Source organism: Paenibacillus sp. MER 99-2 (assembly GCF_023714095.1).
In the GTDB taxonomy this organism is placed as follows: Bacteria; Bacillota; Bacilli; order Paenibacillales; family Paenibacillaceae; genus Paenibacillus.
The window spans coordinates 419,692-432,722 of sequence record NZ_JAMAUZ010000003.1 but is presented as its reverse complement, the minus strand read 5'-3'; the positions used below and the strand labels follow the sequence as shown (position 1 = coordinate 432,722).

10 protein-coding genes are annotated in these 13,031 nt (G+C 46.8%); 5 read left to right on the top strand and 5 right to left on the bottom strand.

Features of this window, described 5'->3' with window-relative positions; genetic code table 11:
* The first annotated feature begins 200 nt into the window (after positions 1-200).
* Complete coding sequence (locus M3636_RS16940) at positions 201-473, top strand: winged helix-turn-helix transcriptional regulator (protein ID WP_128104642.1); 273 nt, start codon at positions 201-203, stop codon at positions 471-473.
* A gap of 225 nt (positions 474-698) precedes the next feature.
* Here M3636_RS16940 and M3636_RS16935 read toward each other — a convergent pair whose 3' ends face one another.
* The 5 genes from M3636_RS16935 to M3636_RS16915 form a co-directional block, all read right to left on the bottom strand.
* Positions 699-1,703 (bottom strand): Gfo/Idh/MocA family protein, encoded by a 1,005-nt coding sequence (locus tag M3636_RS16935; protein WP_251383298.1) that lies wholly within the window; start codon positions 1,701-1,703, stop codon positions 699-701.
* A gap of 67 nt (positions 1,704-1,770) precedes the next feature.
* Entirely contained in the window at positions 1,771-3,429 is a 1,659-nt protein-coding gene (locus M3636_RS16930; RefSeq protein ID WP_285858986.1) for a glycerol-3-phosphate dehydrogenase/oxidase, read from the bottom strand.
* Positions 3,430-3,820: 391 nt separating this feature from the next.
* Positions 3,821-5,308: a glycerol kinase GlpK gene (gene glpK, locus M3636_RS16925; protein WP_251383297.1), complete on the bottom strand. Its 1,488-nt coding sequence runs from the start codon at positions 5,306-5,308 to the stop codon at positions 3,821-3,823.
* A gap of 23 nt (positions 5,309-5,331) precedes the next feature.
* Complete coding sequence (locus M3636_RS16920) at positions 5,332-5,898, bottom strand: glycerol-3-phosphate responsive antiterminator (RefSeq protein ID WP_251383296.1); 567 nt, start codon at positions 5,896-5,898, stop codon at positions 5,332-5,334.
* Positions 5,899-6,116: 218 nt separating this feature from the next.
* Positions 6,117-6,866: a GTP cyclohydrolase II gene (locus M3636_RS16915; RefSeq protein WP_251383295.1), complete on the bottom strand. Its 750-nt coding sequence runs from the start codon at positions 6,864-6,866 to the stop codon at positions 6,117-6,119.
* A gap of 560 nt (positions 6,867-7,426) precedes the next feature.
* Between M3636_RS16915 and M3636_RS16910 the strand changes: the two genes are divergently transcribed.
* The 4 genes from M3636_RS16910 (at position 7,427) to gntK (ending at position 12,238) form a co-directional block, all read left to right on the top strand.
* Positions 7,427-8,701, top strand: a complete 1,275-nt coding sequence (locus M3636_RS16910; protein ID WP_145407133.1) for an ABC transporter substrate-binding protein — start codon at positions 7,427-7,429, stop codon at positions 8,699-8,701.
* A gap of 122 nt (positions 8,702-8,823) precedes the next feature.
* The gene (locus M3636_RS16905) at positions 8,824-9,753 is read left to right on the top strand and encodes a carbohydrate ABC transporter permease (protein ID WP_128104643.1); all 930 of its coding nucleotides are present in this window, start codon (positions 8,824-8,826) and stop codon (positions 9,751-9,753) included.
* Between the two features lie 27 nt (positions 9,754-9,780).
* On the top strand, positions 9,781-10,608 hold the full coding sequence (locus tag M3636_RS16900; RefSeq protein ID WP_251383294.1) for a carbohydrate ABC transporter permease: 828 nt from the start codon (positions 9,781-9,783) through the stop codon (positions 10,606-10,608).
* A gap of 79 nt (positions 10,609-10,687) precedes the next feature.
* Positions 10,688-12,238 (top strand): gluconokinase, encoded by a 1,551-nt coding sequence (gene gntK / locus M3636_RS16895; RefSeq protein ID WP_251383293.1) that lies wholly within the window; start codon positions 10,688-10,690, stop codon positions 12,236-12,238.
* The last annotated feature ends 793 nt before the right edge of the window (positions 12,239-13,031 follow it).

The window sequence follows — 13,031 nt, the reverse complement described above, 5'->3', positions numbered from 1 at the left end:
CGTACAAAAGGTATGTTACAGTATTATTAGTAGTAACTTAGTAACTTGCGTTGACTTGATTGTCCTTTATTTTCGTTAGAGTGGCAGAGAGCCAATTCTTTATATACATGAACTATGTCATCTATCTTCCTTGAATCGAGGTGAACACGTTGAGATTGAGAAAAGTGAAGTCCCCAAGTCCCTGTCTGATCACACAAGCCATGGATATTATCGGTAAGAAGTGGGTGCTGTTGATCATGTATCAACTCTTATCTGGACCCAAACGGTTTACGGAGCTTGAATCGGAGATGGCTATTAGCGGACGACTATTATCCGAGCGTCTGAAAGAGATGGAGACGGAAGGCATTGTCACAAGGCATATGTATCCTGAAATTCCTCCTCGGGTTGAATACGAGCTAACACCTAAAGGTAGAGCCATTGAACCCGTCATTAATCAGATTTATGGATGGTCGTCTGAATGGTTGAAACGATAGCATCATCCAGTTGGTTAAGCCATCTTATCCGCCAAAGTAATTGTCGTTATTGAGCTTGCTTAGCGATTGGCTGAATAAATATGTGCAACACGAAGACGCCTGACTGCGGTAGATCCTCGGATCACTTCCGCTGTCAGGCGTCTTTCATTACCTTTATATTCACCGATGTAATTTAATTAATAATCAAAGAATATGAATTACGCTTTAACGAGCTTTACCTGCGCTTTAATGAGAAAGCTCCTTCAGGGGCTGTAATTGCACGGGCAATCCAGACTCGGCTGACGCTAATGCTGCGGTCGTAATCTCTTGGGTGCGACATGCATCTGCATAATCGGAGAGAATGCGTGAACGATCCCCTGTGCGAAGAGCGTGGATGAATGCTTCATTTTCCCGTTCATATGGATTATGCCCTGCCGGAATTTCCTGTCCTGCCATTGCATGACGAGCCGCACTCGGAAGCAGAAGACGTTCCGGTGTCCAATCCCACACGCCTGCTTCGGTATAGAACTGTAGCCCTGCACCACCCTCACCATCGGGGAGTAGGCAAGTGTTCGCAATACTGGCAATCGCACCACTCTGCAGCTTGATGGAAACATTAGCTACATCCGATACTGTAACATGGTCGTGCTTCTCATGCATAATACGCTGAGCGGCAACAGCATACACCTCGGTCACTTCACCTGCGCAATACCGTAATAAGTCCACAATATGTGTAGTCTGTTCTACGAATTGACCTCCGGAGCCCTCTTGTCTACGCCACCAAGCCACGCCAGGCATGCCGCCCATCCAGCGTCCAAGCGCCATTCCAACGGTCTGCTCTTGCATCGCTTCCCGTAGTACCTGAGCTGCCTCCTGGTATCTGAAGTGATAGCCTACGGAGGTTAGCAATCCCGTCTTTTGTACTTGTGACAAGATTTGTTTCGGGATATCCATGCCTGTGCTGAGTGGTTTCTCCACCAGGAATGGGATGTTACGACGGATCAGTTCAGCTTCTATTGAACCGTGAGACATTGGAGGTACACAGATGTAGACAGCGTCTAACTTCTGACCGTCCAACATATGCTCCAGCTCACCATAACCAGCAGCATCATATACAGAAGCCATTGCCTCCGCTTTCTCTTGTGTTGTACCAAGAACGGCAGCGACACGTACACCTTCCATTTTTGCTAGAATATCTGCATGAACCTTACTGAACCAACCTGTTCCAATGATTCCGATCTGCAATGTCATGGATGTAGCCCCTTTCTAAATTACGCGCTTACATGTTCCATTCGACCCCCAGTGTCGAAATCCTGCCTTACTTTTTGCCAGATGCCTCCAGCAGCAAGCGATCCAGTTCCTGTCTATACCCTTCTGTCTGTTCATCTGTCCACAATAAACGTTCGCTCATATAACGAACAACAGCGGTCTTCCACGCTCGAACTTCGTTAATACGGAAAAATAAATCACCCGTTCTCCTTACGAAGAAATCGGCAGGAGTCACCGTCATTTCTTCTTCTATCGAATACTTGAGCATTAACAACAGCTCCGGTGGCAACCCATGCCACTCGGCTTTCGTTCGTGGATCGGGCATCCGATCATAGAGAGCATCCACATTCGAACCATAGGTACGTGCCAGCCGTTCAGCCGCACGGCGCTCTAACCCAAGTGCAACGCCATCCTTAATTTTACGTTCTGCATAGGATTCGAATCCAGCAGAACCGCCTACATTGCCTCCGGAGATCGGCATCTTTTTGGTCAAGCACGCCTTCACCGATCGCCCTGTTTCCTTCTCCAACTGGCGAGCAGCCAAATCTACGACCATTTCAGCCATTTTACGATACCCCGTTAATTTACCTCCAGCAATCGTAATCAGCCCTGAAGGCGATACCCAAACCTCATCCTTACGAGAAATTTCAGAGGGATCTTTACCCTCTTCATGGATGAGTGGGCGCACCCCTGCCCAGCCAGACTCTACATCCTCCGCACGAATATTCATCTGAGGGAACATGCCGTTGATCGCATGGATCACGTAATCTCGATCAGATTCAGAAATCAATGGATGTGCCGGATCATCCGTATACACGGTGTCTGTTGTGCCTACATAGGTTTTGCCATCTCGCGGAACCGCAAATACCATCCTTCCGTCAGGTGTATCAAAATAAACCGCCTGCCTTAACGGAAATCGTGAACCGTCGAACACTAAGTGAATGCCTTTGGTCATCTGTAAAGTCTTGCCTTCACGGGAACCATCCGCCTTACGCAGCTCATCCACCCACGGACCTGAAGCATTGATGACCTTGCTTGCTCGAAGCTGATAAGAATGACCATGAATTTGATCCGTCGCCTGGATACCGATGATTTGACCGTTTTCTTTAATGAATCCGTCCGCTTTCACATAGTTCACAGCCTGCGCCCCAAAACGTACCGCTTCTTTCATTACTTCAATGGTCAGCCTTGCATCGTCCGTGCGATACTCAACGTAAAGTCCGCTGCCTAACAGTCCCTCTTTGCCCAGTAAAGGCTCCATGTCTGCTGTTGCCCCGGCATTTAACATTTTGCGCCGTTCACTATACTTCACGCCGGCTAATCGGTCATACACCATTAATCCCAGGGATGTACTGAACCGACCGAAAGTACCTGCCGTATAGATCGGCAACAACATCGGTTCAGGTGTGGTCACATGCGGTCCATTTTCATATACGACAGCTCGCTCACGACCTACCTCAGCGACCATCTTCACTTCAAACTGCTTCAAATACCGCAGACCTCCATGAACCAGCTTGGTGGAACGACTGGAGGTTCCCGCCGCAAAATCCTGCATTTCCACAACGGCTGTCTTCAATCCACGGGAAGCTGCATCCAGTGCAATACCTGCTCCCGTGATGCCACCTCCAATAACCAATATGTCAAAATGTGCATTCGCCATGTCTTGCAAATATGCCGTACGATTGATCGCTGAGAAAGAAGCCGTCATCCGTCTCACTCCCATTCATTCCCTTTATTTTATCCGCAAAAGAACAAAAAAAAGACCACGTCATTCGCTACAGCAATTGCTGAGCGGTACGTGGTCTCTCCCGATCTCCAGACATCATTTTTTAACTTGTAACCCAATCCTAACACACATTTTGAACGGCGTGAAGTCCTGAAATGACACATTATTCAAAAAAATTTTAAATTTTTCATAATGACAAGGATGGATTTTCAAACTGAACCACTAAGGCTTAACTTTTCCTAATAGTGGGTATATGGATTTTGTTACACAGGAAGATATCCCCTGTAATTTATGCATCATTTTCCACCAGTAAATATCAGCTATTCCATATGTTTAATGATAAAGTGCAAATCCCCTTTTTGCCTATTACCACTTATTTGAATGCCATTGCTGCCGCTACCGCCCGCTGCCAACCTGCATATAGTTCGGTTCGTTGCTCAGGTGCCATCACCGGTTGAAACTCACGCTCCGTGTTCTCATGATCCTTCAATTCCTCTGCGCTATTCCAATAACCTACAGCAAGCCCTGCCAAGTATGCTGCACCTAATGCAGTCGTTTCATTCACCGTAGGGCGTTCGACAGGAATGCCCAGAATATCACTTTGGAACTGCATTAAGAAATCATTGGCGGCCGCCCCGCCATCTACTCGTAGTTCATTTACCACAATTCCCGAATCAGTCTCCATTGCAGCAAGCACGTCTCTCGTCTGGTAGGCCAGTGCTTCAAGCGTAGCCCGGATAAAATGCTCCTTCGTCGTCCCACGTGTCAGACCAAATACGGCTCCCTTCACTTCACTATCCCAATAAGGACTACCTAGTCCAACAAAGGCGGGCACCATATATACCCCATCCGTCGATGGAACACGTGCGGCATAATCTTCACTATCTCGTGATGAACGCAGCATTCTAAGGCCGTCTCGCAACCATTGCACCGCTGAGCCTGCCACAAAGATGCTGCCTTCTAAGGCATACTCTACCTTGCCATTAATGCCCCAGGCAATCGTAGTAATAAGCCCATGATCGGATTGCACAGGCTCCTCACCTGTATTCATCAACATGAAGCAGCCTGTGCCATAGGTGTTTTTCATACTGCCCTTGGTGTAACAGCCCTGACCGAATAACGCTGCCTGTTGGTCACCTGCCGCACCTGCAATCGGGATCTTATGACCAAAGAAATGATATTCTGTCGTGTATGCATACACTTCGGATGATCCGCGTACTTCCGGCAACATCACCTTCGGGATATCTAGAATATCCAATATTTCCTCATCCCACTGTAATTCATAAATATTGTACAGGAGTGTACGTGAAGCGTTAGACACATCGGTGATATGTGTGCCCCCACTAAGTTTCCAGATCAGCCAGCTATCAATCGTGCCAAACAGCAATTCTCCCTGTTCCGCACGCTCTCGTGCACCAGGCACATGATCCAGAATCCACTTCACTTTAGTTCCTGAGAAATATGGATTAATAAGCAGGCCTGTTTTGCGATGGAAGAGATCGCCGAGTCCTTTCCCTTTCAGCTCATCACAGATCTCGGCTGTCTGTATGGACTGCCACACAACTGCGTTATAGATCGGACGCCCGGTCTCTTTGTCCCATACAACTACCGTTTCACGCTGATTCGTGATTCCAATTCCGGCAATCTGAGCTGGTTTAATTCCGCTCTCCGCGAGGCATGATGCCATAACTGCCAGGATGGAACTCCAGATTTCATTCGCATTTTGCTCAACCCACCCGGGCTTGGGAAAATATTGCGGGAATTCCTGCTGAGCAGTATGCACAATCTCTCCATTCCGGTTAAACAAAATAGCTCGGGAACTCGTCGTCCCCTGATCCAGCGCCATAATATATTTTTCCATCCAAACAACCTCCTGTTTAATGACTATGTAAGCGATTCCCCAAAATGACGGATCAAGTCCGTATTGGACGTCGTAACGGCTGTTGCTCCGGCTTGTAGTGCAAGCTCCACCTCGTGAGCCGAACGAATTAGTCCACCTGCAATGATCGGTATGCCCGTTCGATCAGAGACCTCCGTAATAATATGCGGAATAATGCCAGGCAGCACCTCTATAAAATCAGGCTGAGTCTTCGTCAGCAAATGATAGCTCTTCTGCAGCGCATTGGTATCGAGCAAGAATATTCGCTGAATGGCCGTAATTCCCTTTTGCTTTGCTTTCTGTATAACACTTGCTCGTGTTGAGATCAGCCCTGCTGGGCGAATGTGCTGACATAGATACTCTGCGGCGTATTCATCATTTTTGAGTCCCTGGATGAGATCGGCATGCAGCAATATTTGTTTGTCTCGCCGTCGCGCTTCATCCAGCAAGCTCTGAAGCTGCGCAATATGGGTATCTAACATTACCCCATATTGATGCGGACCTTCAATCATCGCTTCAAATTGCTTCATACTCTTGGCAGCTGGCAAAATACGCTGTCCCTGAAAAGGCATGCGGCTCCCCCTACGTAAATCAGATGCCTATATTGTATATTCCATGCTCTGTTAACGGCAAGCGATGCAGGTTATTCAGACCCAAAAAAGCTGCCGTCCCCTCACGAGGAGGTGATGACAGCAGCGTTTATCTAAACTCACATTGCTCTAACGATAAGCATTCCATTATCGAAACCCTTGTCGATCATTTCTAAACGGTACCAGCCTACACGTATACGTTAAGCTTGTGCGTGCGGAAGCAACGTATCCGCGTCCGCCAAGTGACCAGAACGGCTCACTTTGGTCTGCAGATACTTTTCGTTAAAGGCTGAACGATCGCCCCACAGCGGAACACGTCCACCTACGTTCAATCCCGCCTCTTGCAGTGCAGCAAGCTTACGAGGATTGTTCGTAATCAAAGTAACCGGTGTTGAACGAAGCGCACGCAATACAGCAATCGCATCATCATAATTACGTGCATCATCAGTGAATCCAAGTTGCAGGTTCGCATCGACCGTATCCAAGCCTTCTTCCTGCAACAGATAAGCCATAGCTTTGCTGAACAGACCAATACCGCGACCTTCATGGTTAGCAAGATAGAACAGTGCACCCGCACCGTGAGCAGCGATCATCTTCATGGATTGCTCCAGTTGGAAGCCGCAGTCACAACGTTTGCTGCCAAAAATGTCGCCTGTATGACAGATGCTATGCATCCGAATCAAAGCTTCTTGTGCTTCAGCGAAATCGCCGTATACCAACACGCTGGATTGTTGACGCTCTGCAAGCTCTGCCGTAGCAAGTGATTCAATCAGTTCGCCACTTTCCATCGCTCGATCAGACTTCAACCAGCTATACCACTGGAATGTGTGTGTCTCTCCATCCAGGTTGACCGGAAGCTTAATCGGTCCCACGAGGTATATGAAGTATTTTCCACTCGGAAAAGTCTGAATTTTAGGGGCAAGTAGCTTTATAATATGTGAATTAATCATGTTTGTTCCTCCTGTTAAGCCATCTCATCGTACTCTACATAAGTTCAACTTAAAAATGTTAACACTAACCATTCCGATGACAGAATAACCTTCCGATCGCTGTTATCCCCAAATTTTATTGAATCACTCCTCCAAGGATTAAATTCGGGGATAAAGGCGAACACTTCGTTTCTTTAGGTTATTTCTGTCCTCTCCATTATCGTGTAAAACGTTTAATTGAACGTATATTCACTGGCAGCACTATCCGAGAATGTATCTTCATTCTCGTGTGAGTGTTAGAGCAAATATATAGGACAGTACGTATCTATATTTTTGTTATTATCATTAGTTACTTTATGTAAGTTAGTTTAGAATAAAAATTATCATGTGTCAAGTAACTTTTAAATTTAAAGTAACTGTTAAAAAAAGTGCAATGAACTTTCCGAATAACTTCTCATATTGTCACAAATTCTTGTTTCATTTGAGGAATATTGGGTATGAGTTTAGAAACTACTCATACACTTATGTTGTAGTCCAAAGTAACATCATGCCTTGAACATATCGATGAGGGGGTTATGCACATGATCCGCCGGAAAAGAACATACTGGGTAGCTGTCATCCTGGTCTGCGTCCTGCTGGTGAGCGGATGCTCCATCTGGTCGGAACCAAACGATTCAGCGAACAATAAAAAGGTAGCGCTTACATTATGGTATTGGAATCGTTCTATTGACGACAAGCTGATTGCCAAGGCCAAAGAGAAATTCCCTAATATTGAGCTGACTGCTCAGAAAATTGGCGGTGATTTCAAAGCCAAGCTAAAGACGACACTTGCCGCACGTTCAGGTGAGCCGGATATCGTAGCCCTAAACGATTGGATCATGGAGCTTTTCCCCAGTGAAGATCGCTTTTATAATTTGTATGACCTTGGAGCAGGTGAAATAGAGGATCAATATTTAGAGTGGAAATGGAAGCAAGGCGTCACGCCAAGTGGACAGATGATTGGATTCCCTATGGATACCGGGCCGACCGCACTATTTTATCGTGCTGATCTATTCAAGGAAGCCGGACTTCCCTCAGAACCGGAAGAGGTTGCTCGTCAAATGGATAGCTGGGACGCTTATGCAGCAGCAGGAGAGAAATTGAAGGAAGCACTCGGAGGCAAGGTTTTTCTGACCGATAATATTGGAAGCGTTTACAACCAAGTGTTGTCCCAAGGGACTGAGCGTTACTTCCGACCTGACGGCTCCTTTATTGGCATGGATTCCCCTCTGGTGCGCAAAAGCTGGGATACTGCGGTAGCCTTTAAGCAAAAAGGACTGCTCGCCAATGCAGATGGCTGGACGCCAACCTGGAATGCAGCGATGAATAATGGTGAGATTGCCTCATTTGTCGGTGCGGTGTGGATGAAACAGGTGTTGCAGGAGGCTGCTCCTGATACATCGGGTCAATGGCGTGTAACGCGAGCACCTGGCGGAGATGGGAATAACGGCGGCTCGTTTCTATCTATTCTGAAATCCAGTAAACATCCCCAAGAAGCATTCGAGCTTATTCGCTGGCTGCAAAGCCCTGAAAATCAATTGGAGCAATATCAAACGTTAAACTTATTCCCATCGGCACCGGGGGTATTCGATCAACCAGCTATGAAGGAAGAGGAACCTTTCTTCGGTGGGCAAGCGACAGGACCTGTATTTGCTGCCTCAGCACAGCAGGTTCCGGATGCTTTCTTCGGAGAACGTTATCCATCGGTACACAATATCATTACTCGGCGGTTGAATGACATTGCGAAGCAAAATAGTGATCCACAGCAAGTGTGGACAGATACGGTACAGCGCGTTGAACGAGAACTTCAGCGATAGATCAGCTTGGTTCCCTTGACCATGTTGATCAAGGTTGAAGTAGGATCATCGTCTTACCAAAATCCGAAGTCATTGTGAATCGCAAAGGAGGAATTGATATGGCCGCAACCGAAACGACGCGAATGAATCCTGACCCTGGAACTGCACGCCCAGATCTGATTCAAGAAAAGTCACTCCTGTCACGCATCTGGCAGCATCGGGCACTTTATATCGCCATCTCTCCATTTTACCTACTATTTGCCGTCTTTGGTCTATTTCCGATTGGTTTCTCGCTATACCTAGCCTTCCATAAGTGGGATGGCATCGGAGTCATGACGTATAACGGGCTGAACAATTTTAAATATCTACTGACAGATGTAGAGTTCTGGCAAGCGGTGGGCAATACGTTCATGATCTGGATCTACTCGACGATCCCGATGCTCTTCTTTGCCTTAATCGTAGCCTTTCTGCTACATGCACCGTTTGTAAAGTTTAAAACCCTCTTCCGGGTAGGCTACTTCCTCCCCAACGTAACGTCTATTGTTGCTGTCGCTATCATCTTTGGCGCATTATTTGCCAACAACTACGGCTTCCTCAATTATTTGCTGCAATCGGTCGGACTCCCCGTGGTCGAGTGGCTAAATGCACCATGGGGCATTAAGGTCGCGATTTCTTCCATGGTTGTCTGGCGCTGGACGGGATACAATGCCGTCATCTACCTAGCTGGACTACAGAGCATTCCTCATACTTTATACGAAGCTGCCAAGATTGATGGTGCTTCTAGCATTCAATCCTTTTTCCGAATCACCATTCCGATGCTCCGACCTGTCATTCTGTTTACTGTGATCACCTCCACCATTGGGGGCATGCAGCTCTTTACGGAACCACAAATTCTCGTAGGCAACGATGGTGGTGCAGGCGCTGCCGGTATGACGATTGTCCTCTATCTCTACCGCGAATCGTTCATCAACAATTACTTTGGCTATGGTGCTGCTGTAGGTTGGGGAATGTTCCTTATTATCGCTCTATTCTCGATCGTGAACTGGAAGCTCGTTCAAGGCAAATCATCCTGATGTGACCATGACAAGGGGGTAGTGCTCATGACGTCCAGATCTCTCAAATCGGTAGTGTTGTATATCGGACTCATCGGGGGCATGATCATTTCCATGTTCCCGTTCTATTGGCTGATCGTGATGTCTACACGGACAACATCGGATATTTATACTTTCCCACCCAAGCTGTGGTTTGGGGGCGAGATGTGGAACAATATTACGCGTGTGTTGCAGCAGATTGACTTCTGGGGTGCTTTTCTCAATACGTTATTTGTAGCTGGCATGGTCACTATATTGGTACTGTTTTTTGATTCTTTGGCAGGATTTGCGTTTGCGAAGTTCGAATTCCCGGGGAAAAAATGGCTTTTCGTGCTGCTTATCGCCACCATGATGGTGCCTTCGCAGCTATCCTTAGTTCCATCCTTCGTGCTCATGGCGACGTTTGGCTGGGTCGGCTCGTTCAAAGCACTCATTATTCCGGGCATGGTAAATGCCTTCGGTATATTCTGGATTCGCCAGTATGCGACGGAGTCCATTCCGAACGACCTGCTGGATGCTGGTCGAATTGATGGGTGCAACTTCTTCCGCTTGTATTGGAATGTGGCTTTGCCCATTTTGCGGCCTGCCTTTGCTTTCCTTGGGGCATTCACCTTCATTGGCGTATGGAATGATTATCTGTGGCCCCTGATCGTACTGACAGACGAGCGAAAATACACACTGCAAATCGCCCTTTCGCAATTGAATGGTCTGTACAACACGGATTATGCCATGGTCATTGCAGGTACACTGCTCGCCGTTATCCCTTTGATCATTATGTTTCTGTTCATCAGCCGTCAGTTTATTTCCGATATTGCCGCAGGCGCGGTGAAGGACTAAGCATCAATACATTTTGATCCATCCCTCAACTCTGATATTCTTATCTGTAGATAAATACCGCAGAAAGAGGGATGACAAAATGGCTTCTTCACCCTATATGATCGGCGTAGATATCGGCACAACTTCTACCAAAGCGGTTCTGTTCAAGCAAAATGGAACCATTGTATCTCAAGGCAGTGCGGATTATCCGCTGCACACCCCGACACCTGCCATCGCAGAGCAGGATGCGGAGGATATTTTTCAAGCCGTCATCGCATCGGTTAAACAGGCTACCTCCAAGGCGGAGGTGAACCCGGATGAGATCCTATTTGTCTCGTTTAGTTCAGCCATGCACAGCATTCTGCCTGTGGATGCACATGGCAAACCATTGATGCGTGCCATGACGTGGGCGGATAATCGCAGCGCCGAATGGACGAAAGCGCTCCAGTCCGATATGAATGGTCATGACATTTATCTTCGAACAGGAACACCCATTCATCCAATGTCGCCTTTGACCAAAATCATGTGGCTCACTCGTGATCAACCGGAACTGTTCCAACAGACACACAAATTGATCTCCATGAAAGAATATGTTTTCTATAAATTGTTCTCCCAATATGTGATTGATCATTCCATGGCTTCAGCGACCGGGCTTATGAATCTGGAGAAGCTGGATTGGGATGAGGAAGCATTACAGGTGGCGGGCATTACACCGAAACATCTATCAAAGCTTGTACCAACAACGCATGTCCTCCGTCAGGGACTGCATCCAGAATATGCTCAGGAGATGGGCATTGCGGTTACCACACCATTTGTCATTGGAGCTAGTGATGGGGTACTTTCCAATCTAGGGGTAAACGCGATTGATCCTGGTGTTGTAGCTGTAACCATCGGTACGAGCGGAGCGATCCGCACTGTCGTGGATCAACCGGTAACCGATCCGAAAGGTCGGTTCTTCTGTTACGCACTAACAGAGGATCAATGGGTGATTGGTGGTCCTGTGAACAATGGCGGCGTGATCTTCCGCTGGATTCGAGATGAGTTTGCCGCCTCTGAAGTTGAGACAGCGAAACGTCTGGGGATTGATCCGTATGAAGTGCTAACCCGTGTTGCGGAAAATGTACCTGCAGGTTCGGAGGGGTTACTATTCCATCCATATATGACGGGTGAACGTGCACCACTCTGGAATCCAAGCGCTAGAGGCTCCTTTTTCGGGCTGACGCTGCATCACAAGAAGGAACATATGATTCGCGCTGCACTAGAAGGAGTTCTCTTCAACCTATATACTGTCATGCTTGCAATTGAAGAGAAAATTGGTCGCCCCACCAAAATTCAAGCCACTGGCGGTTTCGCTCGTTCCGAGCTCTGGCGTCAGATGATGGCCGATATCTTCGATCAGGATGTGATCATTCCCGAGAGCATTGAGAGCTCTTGCCTTGGTGCCGCAGTGCTAGGACTGTATGCTCTTGGAGAGATTGATTCTCTCAGCGTTGTATCCGAGATGATCGGCTCGACACATCGGCATAAGCCAGATCAGGAGCATGTTCGGGTGTATCGTGAGCTGCTGCCGATCTTCATCCGCATATCCCGTAAGTTCGAGGAAGAATATGCGGACATTGCTGCTTTTCAGAATAGAACGATGCATCAGTAAGAACATTCGTTCAAGGACTGAAACCAACGATTGAACAGCTGAACAACATAAATAACAGGCTTCCTGCTGATGAACAGTGGAGCCTGTTTGTTGTTGTGTTTGTTACGCAGATGGTGTCTTCGTTACACGTTTAGTCTCGCGATTCCTATTTCCTGTCTTCCCTTGGTTTCGTCGGCATCTTATGAACAAAGAATAATAAGGATAACCAAAATAACAAATTAGATATTTTCACGAATAGAGCAATGCCATCGCCCAACGCCTTGAGATCAAATACGATATGAAGTATAGCTATCAAGCCTGTAATAACAAGTGTGACCAGCGCAATAAGATACATAGCCAACCTCACTCTCTTATTCACGTCATCGCCTTGCGTACGTCTTGCGGATAGTAATTCTAATCATCATTTTAATGGAGCTTTGGGATTCATGCTTCAGTCTTTTATTGTTTTTTCTTCCTAAAAACTAAAACGTAAATAAGAATAATCGCGATGATAACAGATACGTCATAGATCACATTCAACACATCATAAGAAGTTCGCGATAGAAAAAAACTACCTGCCCCCATCGCCAAAATGACTAATCCCCATTTCATATTCTTCTCCAATTCAGACCTCCGCTGTATATATTTGGTCTATATTATATCATACAACGATGTCGAATCTCTTATACAGCAGATATGATTACCTCATTACTCCCTATTAGCATTCTCCACTTCTCAGCTCAGCTAAGAAAAGCATACAAAAAACTGCCTTTGCAGGCAGTCTTCTTAGGATTAATTCAGCTAAGTTTCATAA

Bases quoted from the DNA above. Each gene is read 5' to 3' on its own strand.
- M3636_RS16930 (WP_285858986.1), bottom strand. From the start codon at position 3,429: ATGACGGCTTCTTTCTCAGCGATCAATCGTACGGCATATTTGCAAGAC.
- M3636_RS16910 (WP_145407133.1), top strand. From the start codon at position 7,427: ATGATCCGCCGGAAAAGAACATACTGGGTAGCTGTCATCCTGGTCTGC.
- gntK (WP_251383293.1), top strand. From the start codon at position 10,688: ATGGCTTCTTCACCCTATATGATCGGCGTAGATATCGGCACAACTTCT.
- M3636_RS16900 (WP_251383294.1), top strand. From the start codon at position 9,781: ATGACGTCCAGATCTCTCAAATCGGTAGTGTTGTATATCGGACTCATC.
- M3636_RS16935 (WP_251383298.1), bottom strand. From the start codon at position 1,703: ATGACATTGCAGATCGGAATCATTGGAACAGGTTGGTTCAGTAAGGTT.
- glpK (WP_251383297.1), bottom strand. From the start codon at position 5,308: ATGGAAAAATATATTATGGCGCTGGATCAGGGGACGACGAGTTCCCGA.
- M3636_RS16920 (WP_251383296.1), bottom strand. From the start codon at position 5,898: ATGCCTTTTCAGGGACAGCGTATTTTGCCAGCTGCCAAGAGTATGAAG.
- M3636_RS16940 (WP_128104642.1), top strand. From the start codon at position 201: ATGGATATTATCGGTAAGAAGTGGGTGCTGTTGATCATGTATCAACTC.
- M3636_RS16905 (WP_128104643.1), top strand. From the start codon at position 8,824: ATGAATCCTGACCCTGGAACTGCACGCCCAGATCTGATTCAAGAAAAG.
- M3636_RS16915 (WP_251383295.1), bottom strand. From the start codon at position 6,866: ATGATTAATTCACATATTATAAAGCTACTTGCCCCTAAAATTCAGACT.